Origin of the sequence: Parabacteroides sp. PM6-13 (assembly GCF_029892605.1) — a bacterium.
Classification (GTDB): domain Bacteria; phylum Bacteroidota; class Bacteroidia; order Bacteroidales; family Tannerellaceae; genus QVMG01.
Window position 1 is genome coordinate 20,485 of the sequence record NZ_JARXWF010000016.1, and the last position, 16,836, is coordinate 37,320.

13 protein-coding genes are annotated in these 16,836 nt (G+C 46.1%); 11 read left to right on the forward strand and 2 right to left on the reverse strand.

Annotated elements, in window-relative coordinates; all coding sequences use genetic code 11:
* The 3 genes from M2134_RS13755 to M2134_RS13765 are packed head-to-tail and all read left to right on the forward strand — an operon-like array spanning position 1 to position 4,358.
* Positions 1 to 1,452 (forward strand): hypothetical protein, encoded by a 1,452-nt coding sequence (locus tag M2134_RS13755; RefSeq protein WP_280752016.1) that lies wholly within the window; start codon positions 1 to 3, stop codon positions 1,450 to 1,452.
* A complete protein-coding gene (locus tag M2134_RS13760; RefSeq protein WP_280758209.1) occupies positions 1,427 to 2,803 on the forward strand; it encodes a GDSL-type esterase/lipase family protein in 1,377 nt (458 codons plus the stop codon). Before M2134_RS13755 ends, M2134_RS13760 begins: the two co-directional genes overlap by 26 nt.
* Positions 2,790 to 4,358: an MBOAT family O-acyltransferase gene (locus tag M2134_RS13765; protein WP_280752014.1), complete on the forward strand. Its 1,569-nt coding sequence runs from the start codon at positions 2,790 to 2,792 to the stop codon at positions 4,356 to 4,358. Before M2134_RS13760 ends, M2134_RS13765 begins: the two co-directional genes overlap by 14 nt.
* Positions 4,359 to 4,421: 63 nt before the next feature.
* Here the strand turns inward: M2134_RS13765 and M2134_RS13770 are convergent, their stop codons facing one another.
* Positions 4,422 to 4,997 carry a superoxide dismutase gene (locus M2134_RS13770; protein ID WP_280752013.1) on the reverse strand — a complete coding sequence of 192 codons (576 nt, stop codon included), beginning with the start codon at positions 4,995 to 4,997 and terminating at the stop codon, positions 4,422 to 4,424.
* 196 nt (positions 4,998 to 5,193) lie between these two features.
* Between M2134_RS13770 and nfo the strand changes: the two genes are divergently transcribed.
* From nfo to M2134_RS13805, 7 genes are all read left to right on the forward strand, one after another.
* Positions 5,194 to 6,030 carry a deoxyribonuclease IV gene (nfo, locus tag M2134_RS13775; protein ID WP_280752012.1) on the forward strand — a complete coding sequence of 279 codons (837 nt, stop codon included), beginning with the start codon at positions 5,194 to 5,196 and terminating at the stop codon, positions 6,028 to 6,030.
* 194 nt (positions 6,031 to 6,224) lie between these two features.
* On the forward strand, positions 6,225 to 7,634 hold the full coding sequence (gene nhaD, locus M2134_RS13780; RefSeq protein WP_280752011.1) for a sodium:proton antiporter NhaD: 1,410 nt from the start codon (positions 6,225 to 6,227) through the stop codon (positions 7,632 to 7,634).
* Positions 7,635 to 7,646: 12 nt separating this feature from the next.
* Positions 7,647 to 9,302: a C69 family dipeptidase gene (locus tag M2134_RS13785; protein WP_280752010.1), complete on the forward strand. Its 1,656-nt coding sequence runs from the start codon at positions 7,647 to 7,649 to the stop codon at positions 9,300 to 9,302.
* Between the two features lie 30 nt (positions 9,303 to 9,332).
* Positions 9,333 to 9,821, forward strand: a complete 489-nt coding sequence (locus M2134_RS13790) for a porin family protein (RefSeq protein ID WP_280752009.1) — start codon at positions 9,333 to 9,335, stop codon at positions 9,819 to 9,821.
* 216 nt (positions 9,822 to 10,037) lie between these two features.
* A complete protein-coding gene (locus tag M2134_RS13795) occupies positions 10,038 to 10,718 on the forward strand; it encodes an ABC transporter ATP-binding protein (protein WP_280752008.1) in 681 nt (226 codons plus the stop codon).
* A gap of 156 nt (positions 10,719 to 10,874) precedes the next feature.
* A complete protein-coding gene (locus tag M2134_RS13800; protein WP_280752007.1) occupies positions 10,875 to 13,220 on the forward strand; it encodes an ABC transporter permease in 2,346 nt (781 codons plus the stop codon).
* A 136-nt stretch (positions 13,221 to 13,356) separates the two neighbouring features.
* Positions 13,357 to 15,732: an ABC transporter permease gene (locus tag M2134_RS13805; protein ID WP_280752006.1), complete on the forward strand. Its 2,376-nt coding sequence runs from the start codon at positions 13,357 to 13,359 to the stop codon at positions 15,730 to 15,732.
* 191 nt (positions 15,733 to 15,923) lie between these two features.
* On the opposite strand, the gene M2134_RS13810 is transcribed toward M2134_RS13805, so the two are convergent.
* Positions 15,924 to 16,388, reverse strand: a complete 465-nt coding sequence (locus M2134_RS13810; RefSeq protein WP_280752005.1) for a hypothetical protein — start codon at positions 16,386 to 16,388, stop codon at positions 15,924 to 15,926.
* A 212-nt stretch (positions 16,389 to 16,600) separates the two neighbouring features.
* Between M2134_RS13810 and M2134_RS13815 the strand changes: the two genes are divergently transcribed.
* Positions 16,601 to 16,834, forward strand: coding sequence for a hypothetical protein (locus M2134_RS13815; protein ID WP_280752004.1), 234 nt, complete (start codon positions 16,601 to 16,603; stop codon positions 16,832 to 16,834).
* Positions 16,835 to 16,836: the final 2 nt, after the last annotated feature.

Sequence of the window (16,836 nt, forward strand, 5' to 3'; positions counted from 1 at the left end):
ATGAAGAATAATAATTATATGGGGCGATTGCTGGCTTTGTTGGCATTAACAACAGCTATGTGTATAGCTCTATATGGTTTACCCGGAGAAATAGGAGGATTTAAGATTCGGAAGGTAGACCTCCTTTCCGATATCCGCGTGAAACAACAGCAGACCTCTTCGCTGGATTCAATCAAACAACTATTAACGCAACAACCCGATACCCTTGTGGCAGAGGTGGTCGCGGAGCCTGTAGAAGACAAGGCTCAGGCAGATTCCAGTGTTTTGCAACGCCGGGACTCTTTGTATAAAGCCTCACGCCAGGCTGCCAAGAAGTCCTCTGCTGTTTATATCGAGGACTATTCGCCGGAGCATATCGGCCTAAAACGCTTCTATCGCGCTTTGAAAAACTGTCGTAACATGGGGCGTCCGGCGCGTGTTGCCTTTATGGGCGACTCCTTTATTGAAGGTGATATTATGGTGGGCGATTTCCGTGCCGCCATGCAAGAGGAATTTGGTGGACGTGGGGTCGGATTTGTGCCTGTCACCTCGGTGACCGCTCAGTTTCGTCCGACGGTAGAGCATAAAGCCAACGGATGGAAAACCATCTCGATGTTGAAAAACAAGAAGCAGCCTTTTGTATTGCCCGGAACCATTTTCCTGCCGGAAAAAGAGGGTGCTTCGATCTCGCTAAAGAATGTGCGAAACAACGCATTATTACAGGAGGTGGAATCGGTTGGATTGATTTATGAAGAGAATCAGCAAACCACGATGAAGCTGACATGGACCGATGGAGGCGCGCCCGACACCATCGTTGCCCAGCTTCCCTATACGGAGAAGATCGCCTTAAACCAGATAAAAGGGAATATTACCCAGGCCTCGTATAGCTTCACCGACACGAAAGGCTTTCGTGCTTTGGGCGTTGCTCTCGAAGACTTTTCGGGGGTGGTAGTTGATAACTTCTCTTTGCGAGGCAATTCGGGGATGATACTCGATCGCCTGAATAAGGAGAGATGCCTGGAGTTTGCCGAGATACGTCCTTACGACCTGATTGTGTTGCAATATGGATTGAATGTGCTTAGCTCGGAGGTGCTCGATTATGGTTGGTATCGTCAGCGTATGATCAACGTAGTGGAACACTTGAAGGAGTGCTTCCCGGATGCCGATATTCTTTTGCTTGGCGTGACCGACCGCAGCCATCAGGTCGACGGGGAATACGAAACCATGCCGGAGGTATTGACGCTCTTGCATGCCCAACGGCAGATAGCCCAACGCACCGGCATCGCTTTCTGGAATATGTTCGAGGCGATGGGTGGCGAAAACAGTATGGTGCAATATGTGGAGAAAAACTGGGCGAGTAAAGATTACACCCACTTTGGCTTTCGCGGAGGGCGTGAGCTGGCCAATGCTCTTATGAAAGCAATACTTTTTGAAAAGAAATTCTATGATGAGGCAGATACGACACCGAATTAATCCGTTTTTCCTGTTTTGCCTGGGAGGAGCGGCTTTTTTATTGCCTTTTCTATCGATGGCCAGTAAAAACAGCTCCTTTCTGCGATGGATGGAAGGGGAGGAGTTGGCTCCTGTCTTGCCGATATCGCTTGAATCGTTTCCTCCGGTAACGATTCCTGTTGTGGACTCCTTGTGTCGATTGGATGATCAGGCTCATTCGTTGGATGCCTTCTTTAGGGAGTTGGATTTGTTGTCGGGACGAAAAGATACGGTGGTGAATATCGTTCATTTAGGTGATTCGCATATCCAGGCGGGCTACTATAGCGGACGTATCATGAGACGCTTGCACGAAGTGTTCGGCAATGCCGGCAGAGGATGGGTGGCTCCCTTTAAGTTGGGTAAATCTAACGAGCCCGATGATTATTTTATTAAATCGGTCGTACAAGGTTGGGATGTCGGACGTATTATCCAGGATAATCCGAAGGTGCCGGTTGGCCCGGGAGGAGTCGGTATTCAGGTGGTATCCCCGTCGATCAATCTGGATCTTATTATCGGGCCTGTCAACGGAGCCGGTTACGCTTTCAACCAGGCCGTTCTCTATCGCAGTGAAGATTCCATGCCTATGTTGCCGGCAGGAACCTGGAAAGACTCGGTGCGCGTGTCGTTTTCCGATACGACTGTTCGGCATACGATCCTGGCAGATACCTTTCGTCTTTCCTGCCTGACGGATACCCTATTTGTGCAGAGCACGCGCCGCAAACAGGGAACAGATACGCTGCTTCCTGCATCGGCCTTTTCCAATACCTATTATGGTTTCAATATGATGAATGGAGGAGCAGGGCTTCTTTACCATTCCATCGGGGTGAACAGCGCGATGTTTACCCATTACACCCGTTTGGATTACCTACGCCAGTTGTCGATGCTCAAACCCTCCCTGTTGATTGTTTCGTTGGGGACGAATGAGTGCTACGGCAGGCGCTTTAATAGTGCGGAGTTTACGGCACAGGTACGCGACTTTATCCGCCTGGTGAAACAGGAATTGCCTCATACGGCTCTTCTGTTGACAACGCCGGCAGAATCCTATAAGCGGGTGACAATAAATAAGAAACGCACCTATGTACGCAATGAAAATATCGAACGGGTGGCGAAAGCCCTTGTGGATGTAGCCCACGATGAGGGGCTCTCCTGCTGGGATCTGTTCGCGGCAACGGGAGGTAAAAATTCCTGTCGTACCTGGTATAATAAGAGGCTTTTTGGTCGCGACCGCATTCATTTTACCAAAGAGGGGTATTATGAACAGGGCGAATTGTTTTTCAGAGCATTTATCAATAGTTATAATGAGTATATAAATCGTACGCATGTTACATCCTAATTGGTTTCCATCCTTTTTCTCGCCGGATAACTTCCATTTTTCTTCCGAGAAGCTGGTGGATTTGCTTGTATACAACCGGGAGGCTCCCCTGCTATTTAGCAGTGGGTTGTTCTTTTTCCTTTTTATAGGATTCCTGATTATTTATATGTCGTTACGCAACAACCGGACAGCCCGCATTGCCTATGTGGTCTTGTTCTCGCTCTATTTCTATTATAAGAGCAGTGGGTTTTGGTTTATCCTGTTGTTGATCACCGCTACGTCCGATTTCTATATTGCGCAGGGCATAACGAACTTTACTTCCATTACCAAGAAGAAAATGCTGGTAGCGCTCAGTCTGATTATCAACTTAGGCATGTTGGCCTACTTCAAATACTTCAACTTCCTGTATGATATAGGGGTTTCACTGGTGCATCAAATAGGGGCGCTTATCGGAAATGAGGCTTATCAGGCTGTCCCGGTGAAGCGTTTTGATATTTTCCTGCCGGTTGGTATCTCCTTTTTTACTTTTCAGAGTCTTAGCTATGTGATCGATACCTATCGCGGAAAGCTACAACCGCTGAGAAAATGGATGGATTATCTTTTCTATGTATCCTTCTTTCCGCAGCTGGTGGCCGGACCGATTGTGCGTGCCCGTGACTTTATACCTCAAATGTTCAAGCCGCTGAAGGTGACCAAAGCAGAGTATGGTGAAGGCTTGTTTCTGGTATTTTGCGGACTGTTTAAGAAGGTGATCATTTCTGATTATATCAGCATCAACTTTGTGGATCGTATTTTTGATGCGCCCTTGCTCTACACCGGGTTGGAGAACCTGATGGGGGTCTATGGGTATGCCTTGCAGATCTATTGTGACTTTTCCGGTTATTCCGATATGGCCATCGGGATAGCGTTGTTGCTGGGCTTCCGCTTCAATATCAACTTCGATTCGCCTTATCAATCGGCCACCATCACGGAGTTTTGGCGGCGTTGGCATATTTCCCTTTCCTCCTGGCTGAAGGATTACCTCTATATCTCCTTGGGGGGAAATCGGAAGGGGAAGGTGCGTACCTATTTGAATCTGATGGTGACGATGATCTTGGGAGGGTTATGGCATGGCGCCTCGATGAATTTCATCATCTGGGGCGGATTGCATGGCGTTTCCCTGGCTATTCATAAATTTGTGATCGCGCGCTTTAGTAGCTTTAAGAAGGTAGGCGAGGAGATGTCGCCGCTTCGTCGGGTGTTAGCGACGGTGTTTACGTTTCATTTGGTTTGCTTGGGCTGGATCCTGTTTCGAGCCGATTCCTTGCAAACGGCCGGACAGGTGTTGAATCAGATCTTCCATCACTTCCACCCGGAGATAATCGGGCAGTTTATTGTTGGATACAAAGGCGTAACCTTTTTGATGGCTTTAGGCTTTATCCTTCATTTTACGCCGAAGCGGTGGGATATGAAAGCCCGAACTTTTGTGACCAATGCTTCGCTCTTTGTACAGGCATTGATACTGGTGATCTTGATCTTTATCATTATTCAGGTGAAGAGTGCCGGGGTGCAGCCTTTTATCTATTTCCAGTTTTAGTTTATTGCGAGTTGAACAAAATAAAAGGGCTACCCGTTTTCGGATAGCCCTTTGCATTATTTCTTAGTATCTTTCTTCTACTTTCTTCCAGTCGACAATCTTCCAGAGGTTTTTCAAGTGATCGATACGGCGGTTCTGGAAATCCAGGTAATAAGCATGCTCCCAAACGTCGAAGCCTAATAGCGGTTTGAGACCTTTCGTTACCGGATTACCTGCGTTTGATTCTTTTACGATCGACAGTTTGCCATCTTTATCCGCAGCCAACCATACCCAACCCGAACCGAATTGAGCAACTCCTTCGGCTTCGAATTTCTGCTGGAATGCTTCAAACGAACCCCATTCTTTCTGAATAGCCTCTGCTAATTTGCCGGAAGGTTTGCCGCCGCCTTTGGGTGAAAACTGGCTGAAATATAATTCATGATTCAATACTTGCCCTGCGTTGTTGAAGATAGCTCCGTCGGAACCTTGCACGATCTCTACCAACGAGGCGTTTTCAAACTTGGTTCCCGGAATCAACTCATTCAGCTTAGTCACGTAAGCATTCAGGTGCTTCCCATGATGGAAATCGATTGTTTCTTTACTGATAATAGGAGCCAGTGCGTCGGCTTCATACGGTAATTGCATTAATTCAAATTTCATAACTTCTTGATTTTTATTTATTATTTCACTTGTTGTTGACAACGTTAATAACACACTCAAACATATACTTATCATAGCCGGATTGTTTTAATTAAATTTGTTCCTTTGTAAGTAGAACAGAAAAGGAATTCAAATTGTTTAATCCTAAAAGAAGTTCTTATTTTTATGTTTTCAAACCTATTCAAAATAAACTGAAATGAAGTATATCGGTGCACATGTGAGTGCTACAGGGGGTGTAGAGAACGCCCCGGTGAATGCTCAGGAGATTGGGGCGAAGGCTTTTGCCCTGTTTACGCGTAACCAACGGCAATGGAAATCCGCCCCGCTGACCAAGAAGAGTATCGAATTGTTCAAGGAGCGTTGCGCAGAATATGGCTTTCAGTCCAAGCATATTCTACCGCACGACAGCTATTTGATCAACCTCGGACATCCGGAGCAGGAGGGATTGCAAAAGTCGCGTGAAGCCTTTCTGGATGAGATGCAACGATGTGAACAGTTAGGACTCGACCGCCTGAATTTTCATCCCGGCAGTCACCTCAAGCAGATGAGCGAAGAGGCCTGCCTGACGCGGATCGCCGAGTCGGTCAATTGGGTATTGGATCAGACCGAAGGCGTGGCGGCGGTGATCGAAAATACGGCGGGGCAGGGCTCGAATCTCGGATACACATTCGAGCATCTGGCCTATATTATTGACAAAGTAGAAGACAAAAGCCGTATAGGCATTTGCATCGATACGGCGCATACCCTGGCTGCCGGCTATGAGATCCGGACGAAAGAGGCGTTCGAGGATACGTTCCGTAAGCTGGATGAGATCGTGGGCTTTAAGTATCTGATGGGTATTCACCTGAATGATTCCAAGAAGGAATTCAATACGCATGTCGATCGTCATGACAGTATCGGAAAAGGGGTGATGGGGAATGATTTCTTTGCCTTTATTATGCGGGACGAACGCTTTGATGACCTGCCTATTATACTTGAAACACCGGATGAATCCTTGTGGAAAGAGGAAATAGCGTATCTCTATAGTCTATAAAAAAATGAAGGGACGGCTTTCACAAGTCACCCCCTCTACATTTAACCAAAACCTTAACTATGAAAGTACAAATATAAACACAAATCCGGATATTTGCAAGAAGTAGAGGCCTTCTTATGTTTTTTAACAAAAAACTTTTTGAGCGGTGATTTGTTTTTACTTTTGTATTCATGTAATTCAAAAAGCGAAGAACGATGTATGTATTGATGCCTATCATTTTTGTCCTGGGAATTGTGGCAATTGCCCTGGAAGATAAGATCCGGGTGAATAAAGCGGCGACCGCCTTGTTTATGGCGATTTCGATGTGGTTAATCCTGATGTTTGATGCGTATAATATTTTTATCGTTCAGGCGAGTCCGATCTTTCAAGGGTTCCTGGCCGACAATCCGGATATGGCCTTACTACCGGTTCATGAGCAACTGGTGCATTTTATATCCGATAATAATATCGTTTATCATCTGGGGAATGTGGCAGAGACGCTGTTCTTTGTGATGTGCTCCATGTTGATCGTTGAGATTATCGATAAGCATGGCGGCTTCCGTTCGATGACCGGCTATATTGCAACGACCAACAAGCGACGGCTGTTGTGGTATATCTGTTTTGCTACTTTCTTCTTTTCCGCATTGTTGGACAACCTGGCGGCGGCCATTGTGATTATGGCGGTTCTCCGTAAGCTTGTGCCCGACAGGACAGACCGTTTGAAATATGCCTGTATGGTGATTATTTCCGCCAATGCGGGTGGGAGCTGGTCGCCGATTGGCGATGTGACGACCATTCTATTGTGGGTGGGTAAGAACCTGACGGCCTGGCATCAGATCAGCCATTTGTTTATCCCTGCTTTGATCAATATGCTGGTTCCGCTTACGATCGCTCATTTCTGGCTTTTCAAGAAGGGAGCCAAACTGCGTCAACCGGGCGAAGAAGATCCGGAGGATGAGTCTGTTCCGGCGATCCCTCACCATGCCCGGCGGACTATCTTCTGGATAGGTATCCTCTCCCTGGCGTTGGTTCCTGTTTTCCAGATTGTGACCGGCTTGCCTCCTTTTCTTGGCGTATTGACCGGACTGACGATTCTCTGGATCTATACGGATGTGATGTATAGTCGCCTACGTATGCGGGAGGCACATAAATTGCGTATATCCCGGTTGCTTCCGAATGTCGATCTGGCGACCGTCTTCTTTTTCCTGGGCATACTGATGTCGGTCAGTGCTTTGGAAACCTCAGGCCATTTGGCCTTGATGTCGGGATTCTTAGACGAACATATACATCAGCCTTATCTGATCAGCTTCCTGATTGGGATTCTCTCTTCCTGTGTGGACAACGTTGCCTTGGTAGCTGCGACGATCGGTATGTATCCGATAGCCGATGTGACGGCGGAGTTGTCGGCCTATACCCAGTTTTTTGTGACCGATGGTGGCTTTTGGACATTCCTGGCCTATTGCGGTGTGACAGGGGGTAGCATCCTGATTATCGGTTCGGCAACGGGTGTTACCGTGATGGGGATCGAGAAAATTAGTTTTATGTATTATTTCAAACGCTTCACAGGTTTAGCATTATTAGGTTATCTTTGTGGGGCAGGAGTATTTATGCTCTTATTTGCTTAAACGTTATATATTATGAAAAAGAAATGGACAACATGTGGGATTACCTTGTTAATCCTTTTATTTGCAAGTGTTAAAACAGAAGCGTGTACCGGACTATTGGTCGGTAAAAAGGCTTCGGTAGACGGATCGGTGATGATTAGCTATTCGGCTGACTCCCATTCCCTGTATGGAGAACTGTATCGCTGGCCGGCAGCCGTATGGCCTAAAGGCAGCATGCTGAAAGTAACGGAATGGGATACTGGTAAGCCGCTCGGAGAGATCCCTCAAGTGGAACAGACCTATTCGGTGATTGGCAATATGAATGAATACCAGGTGGCCATTACGGAGAGTACCTGGGGTGGGAGAGAAGAGCTGGTGGATCCTAATGGTCTGATCGACTACGGTAGCCTGATCTATATAGCTCTGCAACGTTCCAAAACGGCACGTGAAGCCATCGAGGTGATGACCGGCCTGGTACGCGATTATGGCTACCACAGCAGCGGCGAAAGCTTCTCGATTGCCGACAAAAACGAAGCCTGGGTGATGGAACTCATCGGAAAAGGACCGGGAAAGAAAGGCGCGGTTTGGGTAGCGATCCGCATTCCGGACGATTGCATCTCGGCACATGCCAATCAGGCGCGTATCCAACAAATTCCTTTCAATGATAAAGAAAACTGCCTCTATGCACCGGATGTGGTATCCCTGGCGCGTGAGATGGGTTTTTACAAAGGAAGCGATAAGGATTTTAGCTTTGCGAAAGCCTATAACCCATACGATTTCAGTGGACTGCGTGGTTGTGAAGCCCGCGTATGGTCTTTCTTCCGTAAGTACGATAAAACGATGGACAAGTACGCGGACTTTGTGAAAGGTGATCCGACTAAAGAACCGATGCCGCTTTATATCAAGCCCGACCGTAAACTGTCGGTACGCGATGTGCAGGATGGCATGCGTGATCATTACGAAGGAACAGACTTGGATATGACGAAAGATGCCGGAGCAGGTCCTTATAAGGTGCCTTACCGTTGGCGGCCGATGAACTTCACCGTGGATGGTGAAACTTATGTAAACGAACGCGCTATTGCTACGCAGCAGACAGGTTTTGTGATTGTTCCCCAGATGCGCGACTGGCTGCCCGATCCGATCGGTGGTGTATTGTGGTTTGGCGTAGACGACGCGGATATGGCTGTTTTTGCTCCGCTTTATTGCGGCATCCTGGATTCTCCGGAGTGCTACCGCGTAGGCAATGGCGATATGATGAACTTCTCCTGGACCTCTGCGTTCTGGATCCATAACTGGGTGGCCAATATGGCGTATCATAAGTATAGCTTTATGATTGAAGATATCCGTAAGGTACAACGCGAACTGGAAGACAATTTTGAAACGGTGCTTCCGTCTATCGACCAGGCAGCGAAGGAACTGTACGCGAAAGATCCGATGCAAGCCCGTATGTTCCTAACCTGGTTCAGCACGACGACGGCCGACAACGCTACCGAGCGCTGGAAGAAACTGGGCGAATACCTGGTGGTGAAATACATCGACGGCAATGTAAAGAAAGAAAAAGAGGGTAAATTCCTTGATAATGGACATGGTCTTTCGGCCTATCCCGATTTCCCGGGCTACGATGAAGAGTATTATCGCAGCATCGTACGTTCGGCAGGCGATCGTTTGAAGGTGAAAGAGATTAAATAGGATATTATTATTTACTAAAAATGTTTAGGTATGAAAAAATGGATGGTATTAGTTTTAATGTTGGTTAGCGCAAGTGTTTTTGCCCAAACGGAGAAAGGGCAGTCGTCTGTAGGCGCTAATGTGGGGTATACGTTCGATAGCGAACAAGTTTCCCTGGGAATTGATTATCGTTATTCCATCACGGACGAAGTGCGCATCGCGCCTTCTATTACTCACTTTGTGAAGAATAACCATCTGAGTACGTGGAATTTTGATGTGAACGCGCATTACCTGGTGCAACTAAGTGATGTGTTTGGCTTTTATCCGTTGGCAGGCCTTAGTCTTTCGTTATGGAATGCAAAAGACATCACGCTTTTTGGGAAAAAGGATGCTAACTTTAATCGTTTTGGCATGAATGTCGGTCTGGGTGCCGAGGTCTATGCCACGCAGAACATCACGGTAGGCCTTGAAGTGAAGTATCATATCATAAAAGACTTCGACCAGGCATTGATTGCTGTGCGTGCGGCCTATGTTTTCTAAGAGTCGATAATCTTCCATATAAGAAGCGCGGGTAGTTGTTATCCGCGCTTTTTTGTTCCCTTTTGTCAAATAATTATACACCACTGTCCATTTTTTGGACATCGTTAAAAGTGGTCTTTTGTTTATATTGTTGAATGACAGCGGTTTGGTTGTTTTGGCACGCTGTTTGAATGTAATAGGTAAAAGAGAATAAATAAAACATTAAACTATACAGTCATGATTAAAATTGAGAACTTAAGCAAGTTATTCCGTACCGAAGAAGTGGAAACAATCGCGTTGAACAATGTATCCATCGAAGTGAAAGATGGCGAGTTTGTGGCTATTATGGGACCTTCGGGTTGCGGTAAATCAACCCTGTTGAATATCCTGGGATTGTTAGACAATCCGACTTCGGGCAACTATTACCTGGGCGATCTGGAAGTAGGCCATCTGAAAGAGAAAGAACGTACGCAGGTGCGCAAAGGGAATATCGGCTTTGTCTTCCAGAGTTTTAACCTGATTGACGAACTGAACGTATTCGAAAACGTAGAGCTTCCGCTTACCTATCTGAAGATCAAAGCGTCGGAACGCAAGCAGATGGTGAACGATATCCTCAAACGAATGAATATCAGTCACCGTTCGCATCACTTCCCCCAGCAGCTCTCCGGTGGTCAGCAACAGCGTGTGGCCATTGCCCGTGCGGTGGTTTCTAATCCGAAGATGATCCTGGCGGATGAGCCGACCGGTAACCTCGACTCGAAGAATGGGCTGGAGGTGATGGACCTCTTGACCGAACTCAACAAAGAGGGAACCACCATTATCATGGTGACTCACTCCAAACACGATGCCAGCTATGCCCACCGGGTGATCAACCTGTTCGACGGTAGCATCGTCTCTTCCGTGAGTGAATTTATCTAAACACAAGAGTAGTTAAGTAATTATAAATGCACAATATACATCCTGCCTGTGAAGGTCGGATGTATTCTCTTCAAAACAGGAAAACACCATGTTGTTGCATGGTACAGGCTCTTTATACTCTGATGTGTAGTGATCATTCAACTAAAAAACAAGTTTATGAAAACGATTATCCGCAATTTCCTCAGTGTGATCCGCCGCTTCAAAATGGCGACACTGCTCAATATATTAGGTCTTTCCGTTGCTTTTACGGCTGTGATCATCATCATCATGCAGGTTTTATGGGATCTGAGATTTGATACCCATGACCCGAATGCCGATAATATCTACCGGGTAGAAGCTCTTTTCAATGGACGTCAGATAGCTATCGTACCCCGCCCGTTGATAGAGGAGCTGAAGACTTTTTCGCCATACGTTGAAGCCTCTGCCATCAGTATGGGGATGGAGGCTGTATCTGATTGGCCCTTTACCGTAGAAACTGCAGGGACAAGAAATACATTCAAGAGCCATATAAAGGGTGTCACATTCGATTATATGCGTGTCTTTCAGTTTGATATGATAGAAGGAAGTATTGATAAACTCCACGAACCCGATTATGTCCTGATCCCACAAAGCCTGGCCAATATAGTGTTTGGAGAGGAACCGGCTATCGACAAGCAACTGATCAATGAAGGATACAAATGGATTGTCGGAGGCGTATACAAAGACTTTCCGACCAATAGCAGCGTGCGCAATGTGATTCTCCGGAAATTACATGATAAGGAAAACCTGGAAAGCTGGGGCAACCTGAATTATGCCGGTTATGTACGTGTGACGCCCGGTGCCTCTCTCGAACAAATCTTGGAGGAATATTGGACGGAAAAGACGAAAGAGACCGATGGAGAGATGGGAGGCATGCCCGTTACCTATAAAGTAGTCCCTTTGAGGGATATACATTTTAATACCTATACCGAATATGATGAGGTGGCGGATAAGACAAGCTTTTCAACCGTGGCCATACTCCTGGGGATTGCTTTTGTGATTCTTTTGATCGCGGTGATCAATTTCACCAATTACAGTATTGCCCTGACCCCCTTACGTATCAAGAGTATAAATACCCAGAAGGTGCTTGGGGCGGCAGACGACCGATTGCGGACCTCGTTAGTGGCTGAGGCAGTGCTAACCTGCCTGTTTGCCTGGGGTATAGCTCTTTTCATAACACATCAGCTGGCGTCGACCTCCGTCGCACAGCTAATAAATACGGATATGGCACTCGCTCAGCATCCGGATATCATTCTGGGAATGGGGGGGATCGCCCTGTTGGTGGGACTTATTGCAGGTATCTATCCCGCCTTTTATATGACCTCTTTCGCGCCGGCATTAGTATTGAAGGGCTCTTTTGGTCTTTCTCCTAAAGGACGTCAGTTGCGCAACGGGCTGGTAGGTGTTCAGTTTGTTGCTTCGTTTGCCCTGATCGTTGTCGCTTTGTTTATGTATTTACAGATTCATTTCATGAAAAATAGCTCATTAGGCTATGATAAAGATCAGGTGATTGTAGCAAATTTAAGCAACGATGTGCGCAATTCTTTGCCGACTTTTACCAATATTCTCAAAGAATCTCCCGCGGTTGAGAGTGTTAGTTACGCAGGCACCCTCCTGTCGGGAACCGATATCCATAACACTTGGTTGCGCGAAAATGAAGGAAAGAAATTCATGTTTCAAGCCATTGCCGTGAATACGGATTTCTTGGAGACAATGAATATTCCCTTACTCGATGGGCGCGATTTCCTGCCAGCCGATAAGAAATCAGAGGACTTTGTGTATATCTTCAATGAGAGAGCCCGGAAAGAGCTTGAATTGTCGTTGGGCGATAATGTAAGCGACGGGGAGGTGATCGGTTTTATTCCCGACCTGCATGTGGCCACTTTGCGCAAAGAGCTTGAACCGATGGCTTTCTACCTGATAAACGACCATAACCTCTGGCAAACTGAATGGGCTTACATCAAGATAAAAGCAGGCTCGGATCTGTTTAAAGAGATGAAGCTGATAGAGGAGGCTTTGGAGAAGATGTCGCCCGATTATCTTTTTAATGTGACCTTCTACGATGATCTGATAAACTTTGCCTACATGAAAGAGCAGCATATGACCTCACTGATCTCCTGGTTCAGCCTGATCGCTGTCTTAATATCTATGGTAGGTGTATTTGGTTTGGTGGTGTTCGAAAGCGAATACAAACGCAAAGAGATCGGTGTACGCAAGGTGTTGGGCTCGACTACCGGGCAGATCCTGGCGATGTTCAACAGGCGATATGTTAAGATCCTGGTGATCTGTTTTCTTATTGCCACACCAATTGCCTGGTATGCCGTGGCGCGCTGGCTGGAGAGTTTTGCTTACCGTACACCTATCTATGTGTGGGTGTTCCTATTCGCTTTCCTATTGATTACTGCCATTACCATTGTTACGGTTACTTTCCAGAGCTGGCGGGTGGCTTCGTCTAATCCGGTGGACTCGCTGAAGAGGGAATGATTTTAGTGATTAGTGGTTAGTGATCAGTGATCAGTGATCAGTGATCAGTGATCAGTGATCAGTGATTAATAACTAACCACTAATAACTAACCACTAATAACTAATAACTAATCATTAAACACTAATAACTGATTACATGAAAAGTATTATACAAAACTTCTTTGTTATCCTGCGGCGTTTTCGGGCTGCCACGTTGTTGAACCTTTTAGGGTTGTCGGTTGCGTTCGCTGCGTTTATCATGATCCTGATACAGGTGAATTACGAACAGAGTTTTGATACCTGCCACCCGGAGTCCGATCGTATTTTTCTGGCTACGATCAAACATGACGGATCCGAGTCGGCGTATGAGAACAATATACAATCACGGGGTTTTGTCGATGAATTCATTGCTTCATCGCCTACAATAGAGGCAGCAACCCTGTATAACCCGTTTATACCCGATATCTACATTGCGGTGGGGGAAGGGAGCGACCGGAAAGGTTTTCAGGAAAAGCTGGTGACCTGTTATCCGGACATCACCCGGATTTTCGGTTTTGTCTTTACGGAAGGAAGCGGTGAAAGCCTCCACGATCCGGAGAAAGTGATTATTCCGGAATCGATGGCACGCCGTTTTTATGGAGATGCTCCGGCCGTTGGGCAAATGATCCATATAAATGAACTGGTCTGGACCAAAACATTGAAGAACTATACCGTAGGCGGTGTCTATAAAGATTTTCCCGGAAACACCCAACTCGACAATGTGATCTACGGAACGATCGACAACACGATGAAGGGTGACTGGATGTCGGGTAATTTTCTTTGTTATGTGCTTCTAAGCGATAAAAATGCGGCAGGTCCTTTTATGGAAGAGTTTAATAAATCGTTTGATTTCTCTCCCGTTTGGAATCCGAACGGGGATAAACTGAGCCTTGCGTTAATGCCTCTTACGGATATTCATTACATGTCGAATGATAGTAGCTTGTTTAAGTTGAACAACAAAAACACGGTACGATTGCTGTTTACCATAGCCCTTTTAATCATCATCATCGCGGCGATCAACTTCACCAATTTCAGTATTGCCCTGGCACCTTTGCGTATCAAAAGTGTGAATACCCGGAAGGTGTTCGGTAGCTCGACTGCGGAACAGCAACGCCTCCTGTTGACAGAGGCCATCGGCATCACCTTTTTTTCCTGGCTATTGTCGCTGGCTATCGTTTGGCTGTTGAACAAGAATCACTGGGTGTATTTCTTGGATGCCGACCTGAGTCTGTCGCAGAATCTGCCTTTGATTCTTATCTCTGCCGGTATAGCTCTGTTGATCGGCTTTGTAGCAGGCTACTATCCGGCCCATTATATGACCTCTTTTCAACCAGCCGTCGCCCTGAAGGGCAACTTCGGCACCTCGCCCTCGGGCCGTATATTACGAAAAGGATTGGTTGGTTTTCAATATATCATCTCCATCGGACTGATCATCGCTGCGCTATTTATTCAGTTGCAGAATCACTTTATGCGCTCGTATGACTACGGCTTTGACAGAGACCACCTGGCGGTAGTGGAACTGAACGGTGCTTTTTATGCAAACAACCGGGACACCTACGTGAACCGATTGAAGCAACATCCGGGTATTGACGATGTGGCATTCTCTAAACAGAAGTTAGGCGCGCGCGATGGGTATACCACCTATGGCTTGGAATATAATGACCAGTCTTTCTACGGATATGCCTTGGAGGTATCTGCCTCTTTCCCTCGTGTGATGGGGATTCCGATAGTCGAAGGGCGTGATTTCCTCCCGACGGATGAACAGATCGGCGAGCTTCGGTTTATTTTCAGCAAGCCTATCCAGCAAGCCATAGGCATGCATCCGGGTAGCAACCTGAAAATGACCTCTTGGGGCGCTTCCGGTTCGACCATTGGTATAACCGAGGATATCAAATTCACCTCTTTGCGGCAGGGCGAAGACCCGATCTACTTTATGCTCAATACCGGTGTGGCGCTTCCGGTTTCGTATATTCGGATACATGCCGGCGCGAACATACCGGAAACGGTCGATCATATCCGGCAGGTTGTTGCCGAAATAGATCCTACCTTCCCGTTTGAACTGGAGTTCTACGATACGATATTCAACCAGCTCTATCAGGCGGAGCTCTCGATGACCAATGCCGTTACCCTTTTCAGTATCCTGGCTATTTTGATCTCTGTTGTCGGGGTGTTCGGACTGATTCTTTTTGAGACTGAGTTCCGGAAGAAAGAGATAGGTATTCGTAAGGTGATGGGTGCGCGGGTTCGGGATATTCTTCTGATGTTCAATAAGTCCTATATGACCATTGTTTGTGTTAGCTTTATCGTGGCCGCGCCTATTGGCTACTATTTTGTAGACAGGTGGCTGGAAAACTTCTCTTATAAGACACCTCTTTATTGGTGGGTATTCCCGTTGGCATTCCTATTGGTCGCGCTTATTACAATCGGTACAATCACTTTTCAGAACCTCCAGTCGGCTCATGCCAATCCGGTCGATTCGATTAAGGCGGAATAGGGATTACCGTTTGTTTATGTTTCAATTTGATAGTACCCTTTGTTTTTACACAAAAACAAATTAGCATTTTGTCAAAAACGCCTGACTATTTTTCCGTATCCCTAGGGGTATCTAAAATTAGTCAGGCGAGTAACACTTTTTAACGTATCATATTGTACAGCAAAATCGCCTTTTTGCTTACATATTGATTTTTAAGTAAGTTTGAAACGCAGTCGCAGGCGTCCCTCTTGGAAATCCCAATTGAGCAGCTTGAACTGGCCTATTTCGGAGGTATTATAGACATGTGCTCCTATGCAGGCGCATACATCATAATCGCCCACACGGACAATGCGCAATGTCTGGCTGACATCTTCGGGTAGTTTGCGCAAATCGACCAATTCGGCCGCTTCCTGTAGAGGCATAAATTCAGTGGTTATCGGTAGGTGGCGATCGATCACTTCATTCACACGGTTTTCCACTTCCGCCATCTGCTCCGCTGTCGGTATTTGTTCCAAATAGTAATCACACTTGCTTTTCTTACGTTCTATATGTGTATTCATAGAACGCTGACAACCGAACATACGTACCATTGTCTGATTCAGGATGTGTTCTGCGGTATGCATACCTGGATTTTGATATTCTTTGTTGCTTTTGTTGATATCTGTTGTATCGATCATAGGAATTGGATGTTTAATTAGCATTTTGAAAAGCGAAATTATCAAATAAAAAGGATATTCAGAGGAAAATCTGAAAATAAAGCATCCCTCCGACAGGGTTGCCTATCAGATTGAAAGAGGGGAGGTGTTAACCTGTTAGAAAATAAAAACAAACTGAAAGCTTTACTTGTTATTATTAAAAAGCATAGAAATAATATATAAACAAAAGAATTATGACACCAAAAAGAACTTACAAGGCGACTGCTAAACAGGAACCTATACGATTAGTTAAAAGGTATTTGAAACATTTGTCTTTTGATGAGTTGGAGACCGTGATTGGCTGGGCCGAACGTTATCGAAAAGAGAAATTAGGTAATGAAGAATTGCAACTGATTAAACAAAAAGAACAGTTGGAATTAAAGCTCAGAGAGCTGAAGGGAATAGATGAAAAGATAAATGAGTTTTGATG

What these genes read in the sequence shown, in the direction of transcription:
- M2134_RS13785 (WP_280752010.1), top strand. Translation starts at nt 7,647, where the DNA reads ATGAAAAAGAAATGGACAACATGTGGGATTACCTTGTTAATCCTTTTA.
- nhaD (WP_280752011.1), top strand. Translation starts at nt 6,225, where the DNA reads ATGTATGTATTGATGCCTATCATTTTTGTCCTGGGAATTGTGGCAATT.
- M2134_RS13810 (WP_280752005.1), bottom strand. Translation starts at nt 16,388, where the DNA reads ATGATCGATACAACAGATATCAACAAAAGCAACAAAGAATATCAAAAT.
- M2134_RS13795 (WP_280752008.1), top strand. Translation starts at nt 10,038, where the DNA reads ATGATTAAAATTGAGAACTTAAGCAAGTTATTCCGTACCGAAGAAGTG.
- M2134_RS13760 (WP_280758209.1), top strand. Translation starts at nt 1,427, where the DNA reads ATGAGGCAGATACGACACCGAATTAATCCGTTTTTCCTGTTTTGCCTG.
- M2134_RS13790 (WP_280752009.1), top strand. Translation starts at nt 9,333, where the DNA reads ATGAAAAAATGGATGGTATTAGTTTTAATGTTGGTTAGCGCAAGTGTT.
- M2134_RS13800 (WP_280752007.1), top strand. Translation starts at nt 10,875, where the DNA reads ATGAAAACGATTATCCGCAATTTCCTCAGTGTGATCCGCCGCTTCAAA.
- nfo (WP_280752012.1), top strand. Translation starts at nt 5,194, where the DNA reads ATGAAGTATATCGGTGCACATGTGAGTGCTACAGGGGGTGTAGAGAAC.
- M2134_RS13765 (WP_280752014.1), top strand. Translation starts at nt 2,790, where the DNA reads ATGTTACATCCTAATTGGTTTCCATCCTTTTTCTCGCCGGATAACTTC.
- M2134_RS13805 (WP_280752006.1), top strand. Translation starts at nt 13,357, where the DNA reads ATGAAAAGTATTATACAAAACTTCTTTGTTATCCTGCGGCGTTTTCGG.
- M2134_RS13770 (WP_280752013.1), bottom strand. Translation starts at nt 4,997, where the DNA reads ATGAAATTTGAATTAATGCAATTACCGTATGAAGCCGACGCACTGGCT.
- M2134_RS13815 (WP_280752004.1), top strand. Translation starts at nt 16,601, where the DNA reads ATGACACCAAAAAGAACTTACAAGGCGACTGCTAAACAGGAACCTATA.
- M2134_RS13755 (WP_280752016.1), top strand. Translation starts at nt 1, where the DNA reads ATGAAGAATAATAATTATATGGGGCGATTGCTGGCTTTGTTGGCATTA.